An 18,775-nucleotide genomic window follows, 5' to 3' on the forward strand; every position below is an offset into this window, starting at 1 on the left:
ATTACGGAAGACAAGGACTTTAGACAATACGTACTAGCACGTATTTTGAAGCAAAAAAATCATTATTTGAGTTTTAAAATATTAGTCCTTTATTTTTTTGAGCCCAAAGTAACAACGCGTTGGTTTTTTTATCTAGCTGTAGTTTTTGAATAATATTGCTACGATGCTTTTCCACAGTACGATCAGATATAAACAATCTTTTAGCTATTTGACGAGTGTCTAATCCCTCTGCTATTAAGCGAAGAATCTTTTTTTCAGATGGAGTGATTTTAGCATCCGTTAGTAGGCTAAACTCTTCGGTGATTTTTGGATACAAGTTTTCAGAAAAAAACTGCTGACCAGCAATGACCTGATCAAGACAACGTTTCATTTCCTCAATTGCAAATTCTTTCAATAGATAACCAGACAGGTTCAAGTTATCTGCTTCTTGGGCTAAATAAATCTCTTTATGAAAAGTGAGGATAATAATTTTAGTACCTAAACCAACGGTTTTTACTTCCTTTGCCACTTCTAAACCAGTCATCAAAGGCATTTCTAAATCAACAATCGCGAGATCTGGTTCATGCGCTTTTATCAGTTCAAAAGCATCATGGCCATTGAAAGCCTCCCCCAACACCTGCAAACCGTATTCCTCTACAAATGAGCGTACGCCTTTCAAAAACAAAGGATGATCGTCCGCTATAATAACAGTACTCATGAAATAGGAAATTGGAAGATGAATTTAGTTCCTTTATTTTTTTCTGACTCTACTTTTATTGAACCAGATAGCGCAGCACTTCTTTCTTTTAAAGTTTTTAACCCTAAACTTTTGAAATCATTAAATTTTTCAGAAAAATCAAAGCCCACGCCATTATCTTCAATAGTCATCAAGATGTAATTTGTCCGTTTTTTCAATGTAAATCGAACGCCTTCTGCTTGAGAATGTTTTAAAATGTTATTAAAAACCTCCTGGACTATTCTATATACATGTAAGCTTGCTTCTCGCTTAAAGTATGCATCAACATCTTCTATACTTTTATCAATAAAAACATCATGACTTTCATCAATTTGATCAATTAAGTAAGCAATTGCTCTAGTCAACCCTAATTCTTCCAATTGAAAAGGATGTAAAGATCTCGAAATCCCTCGCAACTCCTCTATGGCTGAACCCAATAATGAAGATGTAGAATCATCTGAAGTAAGAGCTACTTTATTTTTGATCAATAACAAACTTTGTCCAAGACCATCATGTAAATCTTTAGAAATCCGTTTTCTTTCTTCTTCCTGATAAATTAATAAATCTTGAGCGAACTGAGCCTGCAACTGTTGAGTCTTTTTTAAGCTTGATAGCCTATTAATGAGGTACAATAAAAATAATCCAACAATGATTACGGATGCAGTGATGACCAATATTCTGATCTTACTTGCATTTTCCCTAGTGATTGTATCGATTTCGATGGTTTTACTTAACAGCTCGCGCTCCTTCCGCTCTGTTTCAAACAAAGTTTGATAATAAGCAAAAGAATTAGCTTGATTGACAGCAAAAACAGAATCCTTAAATACATGATATCTTTCAAAAGCATTTAATGCCTGTTCAGGCCTATCATTTAATTTGAGTGCCTTCGCATAAAGCTCTAGCCCCTCTAACTTGTAGTCATAATTATCTGTGCTCTTTACCAACTCTTTAAAATTCTCTGCAAGTTTTAATGCCTTATCCTTATCACGACGTTCTAAGGCTTCAATCAATCTCGCTTTGGCCATACTCAATTCGGTAAACGAGCCACTTAGATTATTTACCAATACAATTGATTCTCCTAAATTAAAATAATGAGATTGCTGTGCAAGATTCTTTTGGAATGCATAGTAGTTTGCGAATTGGAAGTAAATAAGCGCTTGAAGTGTAGGGTCCACATCTTCCTCAGGAAAGTTTGCTTCTATTTCCTTTAAAAGTTGGAATTGCATTTCAGTATTGCCTACTTTTCTGTAATCATTACTTCTGTTATACATTAAGATACACCAATCATAAAATTGCTCATCCTTATTTAATTTTTGTAACAATTGTACCCGTATCTTTTCTGCTTCCTCAACCAAACCATACTTGCTGAACAAAATTGAAATACCATTTAAAACATAGTCTACGAATTCTTGGTCACCCAACTGTTCATAATATTTGCGAGCCAACTCATAATCTTCAAGGGAGGATAAAAACATTCCTCTGTAATCTTTTGCTTGTCCTCTGAAAAAGAGTGCGTCAGCAACGAAAATAGAATCATTTTCCCCAAACCTATTTTTGGCTACAGAATAGAACTCGATAGCATCATCAAATTGACCAAGATTATAGTAGGCAGCTGCTAGCTTCAAATATAAGTTTCCTCCTAAGCGGGTAGAAGGAACTTTTTCAGCAATTTTTTTGGATTCCAACATCAACGCCAATCCTTTTTCAAAATCATTTTCCCTATTCACAAATATTTCATACAGCTGGAGAGCCCAGTCTCCCGCATTGTGTAGAGAATCAACAGCAATAGCCATTGCAATACCTTCTTGGTAAAATTTAATTTGTTGCTCCAAAGAAAGCTCTTGCATGCGCTGTCGGTCTTCTTTTAAGAGTTGTCTTAACAAGGAATAACGTTCAAAATTCCCTTTTTCCTCTTTCAGTTGCTCCCATAAAGCATGCGAACTATCATCCTGAGAATATACGCTTGAAAAAAGCAACAAAGACCAAAAAAAGGCTATGTACAAAACAATATTTATTTTCATTTCAGGCATATGTGAATGTAAATAACAAAATATTTCATCAATTATCTCCATTAAAATAGGCAAATGTTTCAGACCGCTCAAAAAAAATTAGGACAGTTTAGACCAGAATTCTACTATTGATGTATATACAGGGATTTTTAAAACATAAGGCCTTGGGAATCGTTTATAAGATTGGCACATCATTTAAATAATTGTATTTCAGACTTATACAATTACAGTGATTTTCAATTGTCGTGAATTATTTAAATGCTGCACCAAAGACTAAACCAACAATTATGAAATCTATTTATCTAACAGTTTCCTGCATTTTTTTCTTTTTTCAAACCATTGCTTATGCTCAGGATGTAACAGTCAAAGGCCGTGTAATCAATGCAGAGACTTCGGAAGTACTGGAGTTTGCCAATGTCGCTATTCTTTCTCCCCAAGACTCCAGTTTGATCAAAGGTGCTGTCAGTGAGTTGGATGGTACTTTTTCCCTATTGTTGCCTCAAGGATCTTATTTACTTCGGGTAAACTTTATCGGCTATGAAAATTACTTCAGAAGTTTCCAGATCGGAGACCGTAATCCCTACAATTTAGGTAACATTCGAGTCAGACCTGCTGCAACAGACCTTGGAGAGGTAGTGGTGGAAGGAGTGGCTTCAATCTTCGAAAGTGATATCGACAAACGCACATACAATGTTGAAAACAGCATAGTGGCAGAAGGTGCAACGGCAGCAGAATTATTAAGCACACTTCCTTCTATTCAAGTAGATGAACAAGGAGGCATTTCCATGCGCGGAAGTGGTGAGGTGATGATTTTCATCAATGGAAGGCCTTCAAATTTGGGAGGCGGAGATATGGAAAGCATTCTTTCTCAGTTCCCAGCCAATAGCATCAAGTCAGTTGAGCTGATCACCAATCCCTCCTCCCGATACGATGCCGCTGGTGTAGGAGGTATCATCAATATCATTTTGAAACAAAATCAAAACTTGGGCTTCAATGGTCAGGTAAATGCCTCGGTGGGTACCCGAGATAAATACCAAGTTGGAACCAACCTCAACTATGCTACTGAAAAAGTGAATTATTTTTTCTCCTTAAATGCACAAGACCGTCAATTATTTAGAGAAGCCGAAGGTTTTCGAGAAAACTTTATTCCGGGAGTTTCCCGATTCTTGGATCAGGATGATTTTGAATTATCGAGGAGAAGAAGTGCTTTTATGCGTACTGGTTTTGATTACAATGTGAGGGATAACATGGTTTTGGGCTTTTATGCCCAAGGTAATACGAGCGATGGAAGAGAAACTGAAGAAACTAATCAGCGAAGCTTGAATCAGCTTTCAGCCATTGATTCCATTTTTGTAAGGGATAGGGCTCAGCAGCAGCTAGGCAGAAATTTTGAAACTGGATTAAACTACACTTGGAATATCGATAGTGTGGGACAACGCCTTTACTCTTCTGCTTCCATAGCATGGGATAGCAGAACACAATCTACCGGTACAGACCAAACTTTTTTCAATTCTATTAATGAACTTATTCCTGCCAATGGCCTAAATCAGCTTGAGGATATGACACGAGAAAGTCGCTTGGCTATCCTTCAGCTTGACTATGAAAAGCCTATAGGTAAAAACGGAAAACTGGAAACCGGTTTAAAAGGAACTTTCAGTAATTGGGAAAGAGGGCAGGCCTTTGCCCAAGGAGATATTGGCAATAACTTTCAGCCATCTCAAATTGATTCATTGAGTGACACATTTTCATTTACAGAAAATGTATATGCCTCATACTTTATTTTCAAAAACCGTATTAACAAATTTGGATATCAAGTTGGTGCTAGAGCTGAATATACACAAACAGAAGGAAATTTATTTAGCAACGGAGAGCGATATGTCAATGATTATTTTAACATCTTCCCGAGCGTCTATACTAGCTATAAATTGGGTGAGGAAGAAGAGATTTCTGCCAATTACAGCCGACGAATTTCCCGACCAGGGATATGGGCACTTTCTCCAATCCTCAACCTAAGAGACCAGCTAAACTTTAGTGTGGGTAACCCTCTATTACAACCGGAATTTACGGATAGCTACGAAGTGGGCTATATGAAGGGCTTCAAAAGTTATCTATTGAATGCTACGGTCTACCATCGCTACAGTACGGATATTCAGACAAGAATCGTCACTTTATTGGATAATAATATTACCATCCAAAGCCGTGAAAACGCAGATATCCGAAGAAGCACAGGTTTTGAATTGGTCAATCAATTTGAATTTACTAGTTGGTGGAATGTAGCACTTACCGGTAATTTCTTCTATTCAGAGATTTTTGGAGCCAACCTAGGCGAAGGATTCAACAACTCCAATTTTAGCTGGACAGTTAACATGCTTTCTACAATGTCTATTCCTAATCTTTTTTCCGTGCAGATTCAAGGAGACTATCGAGGGCCAATTGTTCTTCCTCAGGGACAGATTGAACCTTTGTGGGGCATCAATCTAGGGATTAAGCGTGATGTACTGAATAAAAAGGGAACTATCAGTGTGAATGTATCGGATATTTTTGATACCAGAATATTCCGCATCACCACCAATGACAGCCGATTTGATTTAAACCGAATGTTTAACCGAGAGACAAGAATCGGAACGGTTGCTTTCACTTACCGATTTGGTGGCTTTAAAGACAGAAATGGCAATCGTGAACGTGGGGGCAGAGATATGGGAGAGGATATGGATTTTTGAGTAAACAACTGATAGATAGCAAGTTGCCAGTGGCTACCAAAAGGAAAAGTCAATTCCTTTTGGTAGTTGATCAGAAATCTTATTCCAAAAAAAGCATATCAATTTTTCAACAGCTTCTCATAGTCATACTTATCATATTCCTTTAAATCCTCTTTCCTTAATTTGGCCAATTCATTTTTGACTTGAATTCTATACCAATACTCAGGTTTTGTACGAGAAAAAGAACTGATTTTAAGAACAACTTCCGGGTTCAATCTTCTTTTACCCGTTAGGTATTTATGGAGATTGCTATCTTTCATTCCAAAATAACTAGCGAGATCTTTCTTGGTGATTCCGAAAACTTTCAGATACAATTTCACAAAATCTAAAATATCAAGAATTTCATCTTCACAAATCTCATCTTTTTCAATATAATCCTCCAGCTTATACTGAATTGCAAGCAACTTATTCCTGATTTTTCGTTCATCGGATTGACCTTCGCTATGTTTCTTAACAAACTCGTTTAGCTTACCAATTTTTTCATCATTCCAGATATCCGCAGGCAAAATTTCTTTATTTTTCATAACTGGTTATCTTAAGAATTCATGTATCAATTTTTCACTTCCTTCGGGTAATATTATCATTGTTGTAGTATGATCTAATCTAACAGCTCCATATTTCTGACTATACAGATTCATCAACTTTCGCTCGTCTTCCTCGGACTCTTCCAACACGTCAAATGCTAGATATCCTTCTTTTCCTTTAATAAAGCTCTGCCGGCAAGCAAAAGCTATTAAACATCCTGCTACCCTATAATATTTCTTTTTTTCTCCCCTATTATGAGGAGCGACCTCAACAAAGGCCATGTAAACTTCATAATGTCTTTGAACATTAATTATCAGACACCCCTCTATTATTTCTGGAGATTGGATAGTGGTTAAGGCTTAGGTCTCAAAACCTTTTTTCAATGAATGTTTACTGAAATTGAATCTCCAACCTTCGGTTAAAGAAGGTAGCTTGGACTTGTTTTTTGTCACTAGCCCAATTTTAGATTTAATCCGCGAGTTGGTCGAAACATCTAAAATTTCTACATTCATGGAAATTGTTGCTATTAGTTAAATATACGAATAATTATACAAATCGTATAATCGAATTCTACGCTCATCGCAATTTATTTTCTACGATTGCACCACCTCCCTTTCAAATAAAATCGGTAAGTTTCCCTCATGAAACCTTCCCAAACAATCATCCAAGCCTTAGAAGCACTCCGAGACGAGGAAAAAGCCATTTTTCTCCAACGCTTCTTCAAAACCGGACCAGGTCAGTATGCGGAAGGGGATGAATTTTGGGGTATTGTCCTTCCAGAGCAACGGAAGATTGTCAAACAGTTTTGGAAAGGTTGCTCGGCAGAAGACATAGCCATATTACTCAATCATCCTGCACACGAAGTGCGGATGACCGGTGCACTGATACTGGTACAAAAGACACAAAAGAGCAGCTCCGGAGATGAAATCGAGCGATGGGCTCAGGTCTACTTGGACAACAAAGCTGGCATCAACAATTGGGATTTGGTGGATAATTCGGCCCATCATGTCTTGGGAAGGTGGCTATTTGAAAAAACTGACCGCAGTATCTTACAAACACTTTCGGATAGTCCTTCTCTTTGGGATAACAGAATCAGTATCCTAAGTACTTTTTACTTCTTGAAAAAAGGAGATTTCGAAGATACTTTTTACCTAGCTGAGAAAATGCTGCATCATCCCCATGACTTAATGCACAAAGCCATTGGGTGGATGATAAGAGAAGTGGGCAAGCGGGACTTTGGAGCTGCTTATGGTTTTCTTGCCAAGCACTATCACACGATGCCACGCACCATGCTTCGCTATGCTATTGAAAAGTTTGATGAACCCTTACGGAAGGATTTTTTGGAAGGGAGAGTTTAGCTAACCTATCCCCTCCAATTCACTCAATTCCAGCCAACGCAATTCCAACAATTCTGCCTCATCCTCTATTTCTTTGATTCTTGTAGAAATCGATAAAATCTCCTCATGATTTCCTGACACAGCGGATAATTTATCCATCAAACTTGTCTTTTCAGCCTGTATGCGCTCAAGAGTCTGCGAGATGCTTTCAAACTCCTTTTTTTCTTTAAAACTTGCCTTGGCAGTTACTTGCTTCGGGGCTGTTGTTTGTTCAACTTTAACTTCTTTGGTAGTTTCTACCTCTTTTTTTGAAGATTTCTGCTCCTTTTCCCGCTCTCTAAAATCGGTATAGTTGCCCGGGAAGTCACTGATGACACCTTCTCCCTCGAAAACAAACAAGTGGTCTACCAATCGATCCATAAAGTATCGATCGTGGGAAACTACTACCAAGCAACCCGGAAAATCATCCAAAAATTCTTCCAAAATATTGAGCGTCATGATATCCAAATCATTGGTAGGCTCATCCAAAATTAAGAAATTAGGACTTTTGATCAAAACCATCAAGAGCTGCAATCTTCTTCGCTCTCCCCCACTCAACTTGGCAACAGGCGTATGTTGTTGCTTCGGTGGAAAACCAAATTTATTCAAAAATTGAGCGATGGTAATGGTACTGCCCCCTGCAACTGTCACAACTTCTGCCACTTCTTTGACAATATCTATGAGTCGCTTTTCCTCATCAAAACTATCTTCTTCTTGTCTGTAATACCCGATGACAGTAGTCTGACCGATAGCCACTTTGCCTGCATCCGGTTGCCCAAGTCCAGTAATCAAATTCAAAAATGTGGTCTTACCTGCACCATTTGGACCAATGATCCCGATTTTGTCTCCTTTTTTGAAGACATAGTTAAAGTCCTCGATAACAGTTTTAGTATCAAATGACTTCTTTAATTTTTCTATTTCAATGATTTTATTTCCCAAGCGCTGGGTAGTCACATTTAATTCAATCTCCCGTTCCTCTCTTTTTCTGAAGGCCTTCTCTTTGGTCTCTTCAAAAGCATCCACACGGTATTTAGCTTTGGTACCTCTTGCTTTGGGCTGTCTTCGGATCCAGTCTAATTCTTTTTTGTACAAACTTTTGGCCTTTTCTTGTTCAGTAGCTTCGATTTCTCTCCGCTCGGCCTTTTTTTCCAAAAAGTAGGAGTAATTTCCTTGATAGCGGTAGATACCGCCATTATCCAACTCCAAAATCTGATTGGTCACTTTTTCCAAAAAATAACGATCGTGCGTCACCATCAGCAGCGCCAGATTAGCTTTGGCCAAGTAGTCTTCCAACCACTCAATCGTCTCTAAATCCAAGTGATTGGTCGGCTCATCCAATAACAATAAATCGGGCTTTTCAAAAATGGCTTTAGCGAGCGCTACACGCTTACGCTGCCCTCCACTCAAATTGCCTACGGGTAAATCCGTATCATGTAAACCTAATCTTCCCAAGATTTCCTTGATCTGATGTTCAAAATCCCAAGCTTGATAGCTATCCATCAATTCAAAAAGCTTTTGGAGCTCGTCCCCATTGTCGATACCCGCCTCAGCATCGATCATGGCTTTGTGATAGCGTTCAATGACTTTCAGCACTTCGTTGCTACTTCCATCAAAGATCGTCTGGTAAATGCTTAAGCTTCCTTCAAACACTGGATTTTGATGCACATAAGAAACTTTGACTTGTTGATTAACTGCCACGCTTCCTTCGTCAGGTACTTCAATACCCATGATGATACGCATCAGAGTGGATTTTCCAGCTCCATTAACCCCTACGAGGGCTACTTTTTGACCTTGGTCAATACCAAAGGAAATTTTTTGAAAAAGTTTACGTTCGCCAAAAGATTTACTCAGGCCTTCTACTGATAGATAATTCATACCACAAAGATAGGCAGGAAGTAGAAGATTTTTGCCTTACTTTCCTAAAAGGGTCTTGATTCCTTCTAAAATATGTTTGATCCCTTCCTTAAAATGCTCAGAAGACTCGTTGATTTGAGGTTCGTATTCCGTCTTTTTTTCCTGATAGAGCTTCTCCAGCTTTTCTTTACCTTTTTCAAACTCCGCCTCCAAGGTTGTTTTCTTCTCCCGCAACTCTGAGATCTTCTTCTCTATTTCTTCTTTGGCTTCTCCGCCTACTTCTGTACCTTTTTCAATTAATTCTTCTATTTTAGTACAAATATCTTTGAGCAGTGTCTCCACTTCCTCAAAGCCTGTTTTTCTTTGTTCCATATTCCTTGACCTTATCCAAATGATTAACAAGATACTAAGTAAGCTTGAAACTACCAGTAAATTGAAGTATGAATTGTATAGCAGTACGAGAAATTTGTTCCTCGATTTGGAACGGGTAGCCCAAGAAATTTCCGAAGAACTAAGAGCCAATGCTCCAGATTTGGGTGAATTACGCATCGGGGTCAAACGTATCAACGATCATGAGTTTTTATTTCAAATCGGAGGAGATACACTTGTTTTTATCCTTCAAAGCAATATCAGCAGGCTATCTGACGACTCTTATTTAAGCAAATCCAAGTACCTGCGAAGTGATGAAGAACTAAAATACTTTGGCCAGATTTTGATTTATAATTTTTTGAGCGATACGATTGTCTACAATCGATTGGATGATGCAGGGTATTTAATTGGAAGATTGCTTCTAAATAAAGAACAAAAATTCTTTTTTGAGGGTGAACGAAAGATCGTATTCAATTTTCCGGAATTGAAAGACAATCCTGTCACAGAAGAGAAAAAGCGTAGCCTAATTGAGCAACTGTTGATGTCAGCCTTGGAAAATGATTTGCTGACACCCGCTTTTCAGGACATCATGATGATTAGTTATCACCAGAAAGTTGAACATACTTCTAGTATGGGAAGTCCAAAGAAAATCGGCTTTGACCTTTTTGCAAAAGCAAGGGAATGAAAATCAGCACTTAAATATCTTGTAACCACAGGAAAACCTGGCAGGTTTTTAGGCAAGTCAACTGCATGTAAAGCATTTATATCGAACTAAACCTACTAGCTTTTACTACTCCACAATCAATCTTCTATAGTCTCTGGCTGCTGTGTTTGCTTTTCAAAGAGATCTGCATACACACCTTTGAGCTCAAGAAGTGCATCGTGTGTTCCCTGCTCCACCATTTGGCCATCATCTAATACGATTATCTTATCTGCCAGCTTGGCTGAAGATACCCTATGGGAAATAATAATGGAAGTACGTTGCTTCATGATCCGCTTCATTGCAGATAGGATGGAGTTCTCAGTTTTTGTATCTACGGCGGATAAGCAATCATCCAGCAATAAGATACTTGGCTCTTTGGCGATGGCACGAGCTATAGAAACACGCTGTTTTTGACCTCCAGAAAGTGTAATTCCCCTTTCTCCCAATTTGGTGTCAAATCCATTGGGAAAATCGATGATATTATTGTACACATCTGCATCTTTGGCCGCTTGCTCCACTATGGGCAAAGTTACTTCATCCATTCCAAAGGCAATGTTGCTACTAATCGAATCACTGAATAAAAATACATCCTGTGGCACAAAACCTATTTGTTTTCTTAAGGATGCTAATTGATATTGCTCAATTGGGCGGTCATCTATACGAATACTACCTTCACTTACATCGTACATACGCATCAGCAAGTATGCAATCGTGGATTTTCCGGACCCGGTAGTACCGATGATGGCAAGTGACTGCCCTGAATTAATAGTAAATGAAACATTTTTTAGTGCCTGAATGCCTGAATTGGGATAGGTAAAAGACACATTTTCAAAAGAAATGTTTCCCGTAATCGGCACTGTCAGACTTTCTACACTTTGAATATCATTTGTTTCATCCAAAAACTCATTAATTCTTGTCTGCGAAGCTGCTGCTCGTTGGACAATGCTAGTTACCCAACCCAAGGAGGTCACAGGCCACGTCAGCATATTGACGTACAAAATAAACTCCGCAATGACTCCATACCCAATTGTCCCTTCAATCACCTGCATGCCTCCAATGTAAACGGTAAGGATAGTACTTATTCCAATCAATGCTAAGATTACTGGATAAAACAATGCCTGCACGATCGTTAGGCGTATAGATTTATCTTTGTAATCTACACTTGCTTTGGTGAAATCATTAGAAGAGTCTTCTTCCCGCACAAACGCTTTCAATACTCGTATTCCTGAAAAAGCTTCCTGAACAAAAGTACTGAGGCTGGATAGACTACGCTGAATTTTTTCAGAGCGTTCGTTGATGAGGTTGTTGACAAAATAAATACTCACAGAAAGGATCGGTAACGGAAGCAGCGAATAAATTGTCAATTCAACATTCACGGAAAGCATGTATCCAATGACCATTGGGAATAAGATCAAGAGATTCAATCCATACATGATTGCAGGTCCCAAGTACATGCGTACCCTGCTGACATCTTCAGTGATGCGAGCCATCAAATCACCCGTGCTGTTTCGTCTGTAAAAACTCAGTGGTAATTGTTGGTAGTGATTGAAAATTTCATTTTTCATGTCATATTCGATCAATCGAGACATGATAATAATTGTTTGGCGGATCAAAAAGAGAAAAAATCCCCTCAACAATGCCATAACGAGTATCAAAACTCCGAAAATAAGTATGTAATGTAAGTAAGCTGACCTTGCAGGTCCTGACAATTCTAGTCCATCAATTACCCTATAAAAGGTAAAGCTCTCTACCACATAATCTATGGCAATCCTGACCAACTGCGCCGGAATAATAACAAAAACATTGGAAATGATAGTAAATAAGATTCCCAAAAGGAGATATCCCTTATACTTGTATAAATATTTATTGAGGCGCCAGAGTGGTTTCACGAAAGAAAAACTTTAAAATCACTTGATTAGTTTTAGAATACTCTATTAATTGCATTAGTAAAGCCTGTAGAAAATATATAATTTTGTGCGGGCAATTTTACCAATCAGCAATCCCAAATATAACGCATTTAAAAATTCCTAGTTCAAATGGTAGAGACTAAAACCGAGGAAAAAGTGAGAGAAGGTTCCATATATGGACAAATAACCTCTCTAGGCCATGAGCAGTTGGTCATTTGCTATGATGAGCCAACTGGCTTGAAAGCACTTATAGGTATTCACAACACTGTTCTTGGCCCTGCTTTGGGAGGGACACGTATGTGGAACTATGCCAGTGAGGCAGAAGCCATTACCGACGTATTGAGATTATCCAGAGGTATGACTTTCAAGGCTGCCATTTCAGGATTGAATCTTGGTGGTGGTAAGGCAGTAATTATTGGAGATCCAAAATTAAAAAATGAAGCCTTCATGAGAAGGTTCGGTAGATTTGTAGAAAGTCTGAATGGAAAATACATCACTGCGGAAGATGTCAACACCAAGACCAGTGACATGGAATTTATCCGCATGGAGACCAAGCATGTAACTGGACTTCCTGAATACAAAGGTGGTGGAGGAGATCCTTCTCCTGTGACTGCTTATGGAACTTACCTGGGAATGAAAGCTGCAGCTAAAAAAGCCTACGGAACTGATTCTTTGGAGGGAAAAAAGGTGGCCGTACAGGGGATTGGCCAGGTAGGTAAATTTTTAGTCAACCATTTGGTACAGGAAGGTGCCATTGTATATATCACCGATATCTTCGAAGATAGATTAAAAGCAGTTGCTGCAGATACCGGTGCTACCGTAGTAGATCCTGCAATGATCTATGATATAGATATGGACATTTATGCTCCATGTGCCTTGGGTGCTACTGTTAATGACAATACCATTTCCCGATTGAAGTGTCAAGTAATTGCCGGTGGAGCTAACAATCAGTTGTTGGACGAAGAAAAGCATGGCCAATTACTGTTAGAAAAAGGCATTATCTTTGCTCCTGACTTCTTAATCAATGCGGGTGGTTTGATCAACGTATACACTGAATTCCAAGGTGGTTATAAGCGTGAAACAGCATACGGTCAAGCTGAAAAAATTTACGACACCTGTCTCGCTATTTTAAACAAATCGGAAGCAGATCGCATTCCTTCGCAACAAGCGGCTATCGAAATGGCTTGGAACAGAATAGAAGCAGTAGGTAAAGTTAAATTATCTTACTAATCCATTAAAAATCGCTCGCAAGGGAACTCAAGCCTCTTGTGAGCGGTTTTTTTCATGATAAACAGGGGGAATTAAAGGCTGATATCCTTTGCTTCCTACAAATTGAGTATATTTACGTTCTTTAAAATCAGGTATGTTAAACAGAAGAATTCTCCGGGTAAAGGCTTTTCAAAACCTTTATGCCTATGATCAGTGCAAGTCCTCCAATTTCAACCTTGCCAAGGATCGCATCAAAGATGCTTTTCAACCGGACTTAAACAGCATGGAAGTGCAGGATAAAAATCTCCTAAAAAAAGAAGCTGCAATAGCCACTGACCTGTTTGTATCCAACCTGAATAACGACATTTTGGACACCAAAGACTTTAGCCAACCTAAAATCATCAATGCTGTCAAAGATGCTTTAAATTTTTTCAGACAATCCAATACCAAAGATTACGAGTTTTTGATCAAAAACATGGTTTCTTCGGCTGAGCGATTACCCCAATTGTATTTGTATGCAATAAAATTACTCTTGGCCTTTAGCGATCATGTAGCTGGAGAGACGGCCCGTAAAAAGAAATTCAGCGGAGATAAGGTTTCCGTTACGCTTGGGGAAATGAACATGGCAAAGAATGTATTGCTGGATAAAATCCGTCATTCTAAAGAATTTGATGCTGCCTGCACGAGAAACCAAGTGGATTTGGAAGAATTAGAGCTCGAAATTAAAGAATGGTTTAGAGATTATGTCAAGCCATTGGAAGAATACCAAGCTTACATTGCCCTTTCTACGCCTTCAGCAGATGAGGATTTCGAAATTGCCGACACCATTCTAAAAAAGGTCATTTTCCAAAATGAAGTGATTCTCAATTTCTTTTCGGAAAAAGATATGAATTGGACAGAAAATAAATCCATTGTTAGGAGTTTGGCATCTAAAGTGCTTAAAAATGTTAAATCTCACTTGGATGAAACAGGGGAAGTACTCCCTGAAATCGCCTTGAACTGGGAGGAAGATAAGGAATTCTTCCAAAATATCTTTAACTTAACCATCCAAAATGACGATCAAAACAGAAAATTGATCGCTAAGAAGACAGAAAACTGGGATATTGAACGAATAGCCCAAACTGATAAAATCATTTTATCAATGGCCTTGACAGAGATGCAAAACTTCCCAAGCATCCCAACAAAAGTAAGTATCAACGAGTACATTGATATCTCGAAGACATACAGCACTCCTAAAAGCAAGCAATTTGTCAACGGTTTGTTGGATGTGATGTCAAAAGAATTAACCGATAAGGGTTTAATCCGTAAAAGTGGTAGAGGACTCTTAGACAACAAATAGACAACGACAACATGAGCAAAAATTCAAATGCATGGATAGCCTTTATCGCAGGAGCTGGAATCGGCGCTGCATTAGGCGTTTTATTCGCACCTGATACTGGAAAAAACACAAGAGATAAGCTTTCTTACCAACTTTCCAAATACAAAGAAGAGTTGGAGAGACTCGTGGCTGATTTGAAAGAGGGCAAGAATATGCCTCATAATGAAGCTAAATCTGAAGGAAACCGTGTGATCACAGATGCGAAAAATAAAGCCGAGAATTTATTGAGTGATGTCAATAAACTGATCGAACAAATCAATAAAGAAGCAACAAATTAAAACCCTTAACGATTATGAAATACTTTAAAGTCCCTGCTTTGATGCTGGGAGCAGCTTTGATGGTATTTGCTTGTGATAGCAAAACTGAAAATGCAAGCGACCTAGCTGCAAAAAACGCAGAATTGGAACAAAGATTAGCGCGATTGGAAGCTGCACAACCTGTAGCTACGCCTACCAATGTGGTTAGCAATACCCCTTCAGATCCTTCTAGCTTAGGACAATTTAAATTTGAAGAAACAGATTTTAACTTTGGCACCATTGATGAAGGCAAAGTGATCGAAAAAATCTTCAAATTTACCAATGAAGGTCAGGCACCTTTGGTAATCTCCAATATCACAGCATCCTGCGGATGTACAAGCCCTGATTGGAGTAAAACTCCTGTAAAACCAGGTGAAGAAGGCTTTGTAAAAGTGGTTTTTAATTCCACTGCCAAAACAGGTGCACAAGCACCAACGGTTACTATTCAAGCCAATACTACTCCAAACGTGACTCGCTTGAGCATGAGAGGAAATGTTACACCTAAATTATCTGCAAGTCCTGTAGCTGCTGGTCCTGTAAAAAGAGATTAATCTATGACACTCAACTGGATACTTGCCCAAGGGATGGGCAGTGATATTATGGGCCAAGTATTTTTATTTGGTTCCATCATTTTGATCATGTATTTCTTCATGATCCGACCTCAACAGAAAAAACAAAAAGAAACCAAAAACTTTATCGACTCCATCAAAAAAGGAGACACTGTTGTCACCATTGGAGGCATTCATGGTAAAGTTTATGCTTTAGAGGGAGAAACCGTAATTGTCGAATTGGATAAAGGCATGAAATTGAAAGTTGAAAAAACTGCAATTTCTGCTGATTTTTCCAAAAAATTAACGGGAACTAAATAAGTTAACCTTGGCAAAAATCAATCGATTCTTTCCAAAACTCACTCCCGAAAAAGTGAGAAATCTCAAGGTGGCAGCTGCTTGCTTTTTAGCAGCTGCCACCTTTTGGGTTTTAAACGCCCTCAATAAGGATAATTACAATACAGTGGTAGATTATCCCATCGAAATTATATTCGATGAAACTGAATTCATGGCTGTAGATAAACTTCCTTCTAGGGTTACCATTGAAGTCAATGGCAATGGTTGGGACCTACTCCGTAAATACTTTAAATTTAATGAGACTCCTTTTCTCATTGAAATCAACAACCCCTCTACTAAAGATTATTTGCTTACTTCAGATATTAGAAGAAGCTTGGCGGAAAATATCAGTCCCACTTCCCTGATATCGATGGTAACAGACACGGTGAAATTTAAAATTGATAAAATCGTTACCAGAAAAATAAAAATTGCAGCAGACACCAGCAACTTAAGTCTTGCAAAAAATTTCAGATTGGCTAGTGCCATCGAAATTGATCCTGCAATCGTTTCTGTCAAAGGACCAACCTCTATTTTACAAAAACTAAATGGAGAATTATTGGTAACAGTCGATGAAAATAAACTTTCTGGTAACTATAACAAAATCTTACCTCTTGAACTCCCATCAGGTACTAAGGAGTATTTGGAATTAGATGAAGAAAGTGTGCACATTCGCTTTGAAGTATTTCAATTACTGGAGGGTAACAAAAGACTAAAAACCAAACTTACCAACTTTCCAAAAACAGCTTCATTAAAAGAAGATCCAGGTACAATAGTCATGTCTTATCTTGTGGATGAGCGGAAAGCAAAGCAACTTTCAGAAATGGATTTTGAAGCAGTCATCAATTATGCCAATAGGAATAGGGATGATAGTACTGTCCGCATTCAGATTTCTCCGAATCCATCTTTTTTAGAAAATGTTGTAATCAAACCAGAAGTCTTAAAGATCAAGTATGAATAATCCAATGACTGTAGGTATTACAGGTGGGATTGGCTCTGGCAAATCTACTGTTGCAAAGATTTTTTCTATCTTAGGTATACCCGTTTATTTTGCTGATGATCGCGCCAAGTGGCTGATGAGTAGCCATGCACCCTTAAAATCAGCTATCATCACACACTTTGGGGAAGAATCATATACGAGCGAAGGCCACCTGAATCGAAGCTATCTCGCCAATCAGGTGTTCAATGATCCCGCCAAAACAGCGCTCATAAATAGCTTGGTACATCCTGCTGTAAAAAAGGATTTTGAGCAGTGGATTAGCATACAGCATAGCCCGTACATTTTAAAAGAAGCTGCTCTCCTTTTTGAAACCGGCTCCTACAAAGAACTGGATATGACCATCAATGTCAGTAGCCCCTTGATAATCCGCATTACCAGAATCATGTTACGTGACCCTCATCGAACCGAAGCGCAAATTCACGCCATCATTGATAAGCAATTGCCTGATGAACAAAAGAATGCTTTGGCAGATTTTATTATTAAAAATGCGGACAATAAATTATTAATTCCACAGGTATTGAAAATCCATGAGAAAATCATTCGACAATCAGAAACTAAAAATTGAGATTGATCTGATCTAGGTAAAATTTCATTCGACTATGCTTTTCAGGTAAAAAGTCAACATGGTCGATTTTGTCGAGCTTATGGTTGTAAAACACCTCCACATACCGATCTTCCAGCAAATACAAATTCACTTTGTGGGAATAATACCGGATTCCAACAATAAAAGTACCTTCCGTATAAAGCTTGTGTATTTTGATATGAAGGGGTAACTTCTTAAACTCCTCTTGCTCCATTTATTCCAACTTTGTAAGTTCCATTTCTGACGCAATATAACCAAAAGCGGACCAATATCCCGTATCCAATACCTGTTGGAAAATACTTTTCGCCATCAGCGTATCTCCTAATGCAAGATAATAGTTACCCAAACCATAGCCCTGTGTGACATATTGAAGGCCTTGATCATCTGCTGCTGTATCCCTACTCATCAAGTCACTTGGGGATAATTTGCCCTGATACATTTGTATGCGCTTATAATAGGCGTCATTTTCAATGATATTCATATCCGAATGTACAATTGAAATAGCCTGATTTGCATCCTCCAGTCGATTTAGCTTTACCAAGGTCATATAATACCAATCTAATGTTGCCACTATCAGATCATCATTATCAGAAACCTGCATGCATTGCTCATAAGCAAGCAACGCTTTTTCGTAATCTGCTTTCAGATAATGTGCAAGCCCCAAGTGATACCAAACATTGAACTGAACAGAAGACAAGGGTATATTCAAAGCATTGGGAAGCCCATCTTCCTCTAATTGAATAGGTATTCCTTCCATCAATCGCGCTGCCTTTTCAAAATCTACAATAGCTTCATCCAATTTACGGATACTGATGTATCGATGCCCACGATGCCTCAGTGGTTCATATGCTTCCGGAAAGTCTTTGATAGCCTTCGAAAATGTCTTAATTGCCAAATCATACCTGCCTAAATACGCTTCTCTCCTACCAATCCAAATAAGATTTCCAAGAGATTGTTCGTCCTCATAAGCCTGCTCGGCCAGTTGCAATTTTTCTAGTTGAGATTTTTGAGAAGTAGAATCTACTTGAGTAACTAACGAGTCTCCTAAAAAGCTCATTCCTTGGAAAATTTTCACATCAGGAATAGATACATGGTCCAATTGCATATTGACTTTTTTGGATTCAGGCTGACATGCAATTAACAGGATGGCCAACAATAAAAAACGGGAAATCATAGTTTATAGATTTAGCGTTAGAAAACTTTGAGAAGCG

19 protein-coding genes are annotated in these 18,775 nt (G+C 38.4%); 10 read left to right on the top strand and 9 right to left on the bottom strand.

Features of this window, described 5'->3' with window-relative positions; translation table 11 throughout:
* Positions 1-73: 73 nt before the first annotated feature.
* Together IPZ59_RS03065 and IPZ59_RS03070 are read right to left on the bottom strand one after the other, a co-directional pair.
* The gene (locus tag IPZ59_RS03065) at positions 74-697 is read right to left on the bottom strand and encodes a response regulator (protein WP_236138417.1); all 624 of its coding nucleotides are present in this window, start codon (positions 695-697) and stop codon (positions 74-76) included.
* Positions 694-2,736: an ATP-binding protein gene (locus IPZ59_RS03070; RefSeq protein WP_236138418.1), complete on the bottom strand. Its 2,043-nt coding sequence runs from the start codon at positions 2,734-2,736 to the stop codon at positions 694-696. Before IPZ59_RS03070 ends, IPZ59_RS03065 begins: the two co-directional genes overlap by 4 nt.
* Positions 2,737-3,011: 275 nt before the next feature.
* Between IPZ59_RS03070 and IPZ59_RS03075 the strand changes: the two genes are divergently transcribed.
* Entirely contained in the window at positions 3,012-5,444 is a 2,433-nt protein-coding gene (locus tag IPZ59_RS03075) for an outer membrane beta-barrel family protein (RefSeq protein ID WP_236138419.1), read from the top strand.
* Between the two features lie 98 nt (positions 5,445-5,542).
* On the opposite strand, the gene IPZ59_RS03080 is transcribed toward IPZ59_RS03075, so the two are convergent.
* Both IPZ59_RS03080 and IPZ59_RS03085 read right to left on the bottom strand, forming a co-directional pair.
* Positions 5,543-6,007 carry a helix-turn-helix transcriptional regulator gene (locus tag IPZ59_RS03080; protein ID WP_236138420.1) on the bottom strand — a complete coding sequence of 155 codons (465 nt, stop codon included), beginning with the start codon at positions 6,005-6,007 and terminating at the stop codon, positions 5,543-5,545.
* Between the two features lie 6 nt (positions 6,008-6,013).
* Complete coding sequence (locus tag IPZ59_RS03085) at positions 6,014-6,289, bottom strand: hypothetical protein (RefSeq protein ID WP_236138421.1); 276 nt, start codon at positions 6,287-6,289, stop codon at positions 6,014-6,016.
* A gap of 360 nt (positions 6,290-6,649) precedes the next feature.
* Between IPZ59_RS03085 and IPZ59_RS03090 the strand changes: the two genes are divergently transcribed.
* Positions 6,650-7,366, top strand: coding sequence for a DNA alkylation repair protein (locus IPZ59_RS03090; RefSeq protein WP_236138422.1), 717 nt, complete (start codon positions 6,650-6,652; stop codon positions 7,364-7,366).
* Here IPZ59_RS03090 and IPZ59_RS03095 read toward each other — a convergent pair whose 3' ends face one another.
* Together IPZ59_RS03095 and IPZ59_RS03100 are read right to left on the bottom strand one after the other, a co-directional pair.
* Positions 7,367-9,259, bottom strand: a complete 1,893-nt coding sequence (locus tag IPZ59_RS03095; protein WP_236138423.1) for an ABC-F family ATP-binding cassette domain-containing protein — start codon at positions 9,257-9,259, stop codon at positions 7,367-7,369.
* Positions 9,260-9,295: 36 nt separating this feature from the next.
* A complete protein-coding gene (locus IPZ59_RS03100; RefSeq protein ID WP_236138424.1) occupies positions 9,296-9,610 on the bottom strand; it encodes a hypothetical protein in 315 nt (104 codons plus the stop codon).
* Between the two features lie 19 nt (positions 9,611-9,629).
* On the opposite strand from IPZ59_RS03100, the gene IPZ59_RS03105 reads away from it, so the two are divergent.
* Positions 9,630-10,292, top strand: coding sequence for a hypothetical protein (locus IPZ59_RS03105; RefSeq protein ID WP_236138425.1), 663 nt, complete (start codon positions 9,630-9,632; stop codon positions 10,290-10,292).
* Positions 10,293-10,408: 116 nt separating this feature from the next.
* On the opposite strand, the gene IPZ59_RS03110 is transcribed toward IPZ59_RS03105, so the two are convergent.
* Positions 10,409-12,199 carry an ABC transporter ATP-binding protein gene (locus IPZ59_RS03110; RefSeq protein WP_236138426.1) on the bottom strand — a complete coding sequence of 597 codons (1,791 nt, stop codon included), beginning with the start codon at positions 12,197-12,199 and terminating at the stop codon, positions 10,409-10,411.
* 147 nt (positions 12,200-12,346) lie between these two features.
* Here IPZ59_RS03110 and IPZ59_RS03115 point away from each other — a divergent pair, with 147 nt between their 5' ends.
* The 7 genes from IPZ59_RS03115 to coaE all read left to right on the top strand — a co-directional run bounded on the left by IPZ59_RS03115 (position 12,347) and on the right by coaE (position 17,546).
* Positions 12,347-13,447 carry a Glu/Leu/Phe/Val family dehydrogenase gene (locus IPZ59_RS03115; protein ID WP_236138427.1) on the top strand — a complete coding sequence of 367 codons (1,101 nt, stop codon included), beginning with the start codon at positions 12,347-12,349 and terminating at the stop codon, positions 13,445-13,447.
* A gap of 133 nt (positions 13,448-13,580) precedes the next feature.
* Entirely contained in the window at positions 13,581-14,765 is a 1,185-nt protein-coding gene (gene nusB, locus IPZ59_RS03120; protein WP_236138428.1) for a transcription antitermination factor NusB, read from the top strand.
* 11 nt (positions 14,766-14,776) lie between these two features.
* A complete protein-coding gene (locus IPZ59_RS03125; protein ID WP_236138429.1) occupies positions 14,777-15,082 on the top strand; it encodes a YtxH domain-containing protein in 306 nt (101 codons plus the stop codon).
* Positions 15,083-15,096: 14 nt separating this feature from the next.
* Positions 15,097-15,651 carry a DUF1573 domain-containing protein gene (locus tag IPZ59_RS03130; RefSeq protein WP_236138430.1) on the top strand — a complete coding sequence of 185 codons (555 nt, stop codon included), beginning with the start codon at positions 15,097-15,099 and terminating at the stop codon, positions 15,649-15,651.
* A 3-nt stretch (positions 15,652-15,654) separates the two neighbouring features.
* Positions 15,655-15,969: a preprotein translocase subunit YajC gene (gene yajC / locus IPZ59_RS03135; RefSeq protein ID WP_236138431.1), complete on the top strand. Its 315-nt coding sequence runs from the start codon at positions 15,655-15,657 to the stop codon at positions 15,967-15,969.
* A 7-nt stretch (positions 15,970-15,976) separates the two neighbouring features.
* Positions 15,977-16,942, top strand: a complete 966-nt coding sequence (locus IPZ59_RS03140) for a YbbR-like domain-containing protein (RefSeq protein WP_236138432.1) — start codon at positions 15,977-15,979, stop codon at positions 16,940-16,942.
* Entirely contained in the window at positions 16,935-17,546 is a 612-nt protein-coding gene (coaE, locus tag IPZ59_RS03145; protein ID WP_236138433.1) for a dephospho-CoA kinase, read from the top strand. The genes IPZ59_RS03140 and coaE overlap by 8 nt, the downstream gene beginning before the upstream one ends.
* Here the strand turns inward: coaE and IPZ59_RS03150 are convergent.
* Both IPZ59_RS03150 and IPZ59_RS03155 read right to left on the bottom strand, forming a co-directional pair.
* Positions 17,536-17,778, bottom strand: a complete 243-nt coding sequence (locus IPZ59_RS03150; protein WP_236138434.1) for a hypothetical protein — start codon at positions 17,776-17,778, stop codon at positions 17,536-17,538. The two genes, coaE and IPZ59_RS03150, sit on opposite strands and share 11 nt — an antisense overlap.
* Positions 17,779-18,738, bottom strand: coding sequence for a tetratricopeptide repeat protein (locus IPZ59_RS03155; RefSeq protein ID WP_236138435.1), 960 nt, complete (start codon positions 18,736-18,738; stop codon positions 17,779-17,781).
* Positions 18,739-18,775: the final 37 nt, after the last annotated feature.

Origin of the sequence: Mongoliitalea daihaiensis, assembly GCF_021596945.1 — a bacterium.
Taxonomy (GTDB): Bacteria; Bacteroidota; Bacteroidia; order Cytophagales; family Cyclobacteriaceae; genus Mongoliitalea; species Mongoliitalea daihaiensis.

What these genes read in the sequence shown, in the direction of transcription:
- IPZ59_RS03095 (WP_236138423.1), bottom strand. Translation starts at nt 9,259, where the DNA reads ATGAATTATCTATCAGTAGAAGGCCTGAGTAAATCTTTTGGCGAACGT.
- IPZ59_RS03100 (WP_236138424.1), bottom strand. Translation starts at nt 9,610, where the DNA reads ATGGAACAAAGAAAAACAGGCTTTGAGGAAGTGGAGACACTGCTCAAA.
- IPZ59_RS03155 (WP_236138435.1), bottom strand. Translation starts at nt 18,738, where the DNA reads ATGATTTCCCGTTTTTTATTGTTGGCCATCCTGTTAATTGCATGTCAG.
- IPZ59_RS03090 (WP_236138422.1), top strand. Translation starts at nt 6,650, where the DNA reads ATGAAACCTTCCCAAACAATCATCCAAGCCTTAGAAGCACTCCGAGAC.
- IPZ59_RS03085 (WP_236138421.1), bottom strand. Translation starts at nt 6,289, where the DNA reads ATGGCCTTTGTTGAGGTCGCTCCTCATAATAGGGGAGAAAAAAAGAAA.
- IPZ59_RS03070 (WP_236138418.1), bottom strand. Translation starts at nt 2,736, where the DNA reads ATGAAAATAAATATTGTTTTGTACATAGCCTTTTTTTGGTCTTTGTTG.
- IPZ59_RS03150 (WP_236138434.1), bottom strand. Translation starts at nt 17,778, where the DNA reads ATGGAGCAAGAGGAGTTTAAGAAGTTACCCCTTCATATCAAAATACAC.
- IPZ59_RS03065 (WP_236138417.1), bottom strand. Translation starts at nt 697, where the DNA reads ATGAGTACTGTTATTATAGCGGACGATCATCCTTTGTTTTTGAAAGGC.
- IPZ59_RS03115 (WP_236138427.1), top strand. Translation starts at nt 12,347, where the DNA reads ATGGTAGAGACTAAAACCGAGGAAAAAGTGAGAGAAGGTTCCATATAT.
- IPZ59_RS03075 (WP_236138419.1), top strand. Translation starts at nt 3,012, where the DNA reads ATGAAATCTATTTATCTAACAGTTTCCTGCATTTTTTTCTTTTTTCAA.
- IPZ59_RS03130 (WP_236138430.1), top strand. Translation starts at nt 15,097, where the DNA reads ATGAAATACTTTAAAGTCCCTGCTTTGATGCTGGGAGCAGCTTTGATG.
- IPZ59_RS03125 (WP_236138429.1), top strand. Translation starts at nt 14,777, where the DNA reads ATGAGCAAAAATTCAAATGCATGGATAGCCTTTATCGCAGGAGCTGGA.
- coaE (WP_236138433.1), top strand. Translation starts at nt 16,935, where the DNA reads ATGAATAATCCAATGACTGTAGGTATTACAGGTGGGATTGGCTCTGGC.
- IPZ59_RS03080 (WP_236138420.1), bottom strand. Translation starts at nt 6,007, where the DNA reads ATGAAAAATAAAGAAATTTTGCCTGCGGATATCTGGAATGATGAAAAA.
- nusB (WP_236138428.1), top strand. Translation starts at nt 13,581, where the DNA reads ATGTTAAACAGAAGAATTCTCCGGGTAAAGGCTTTTCAAAACCTTTAT.
- IPZ59_RS03105 (WP_236138425.1), top strand. Translation starts at nt 9,630, where the DNA reads ATGATTAACAAGATACTAAGTAAGCTTGAAACTACCAGTAAATTGAAG.
- yajC (WP_236138431.1), top strand. Translation starts at nt 15,655, where the DNA reads ATGACACTCAACTGGATACTTGCCCAAGGGATGGGCAGTGATATTATG.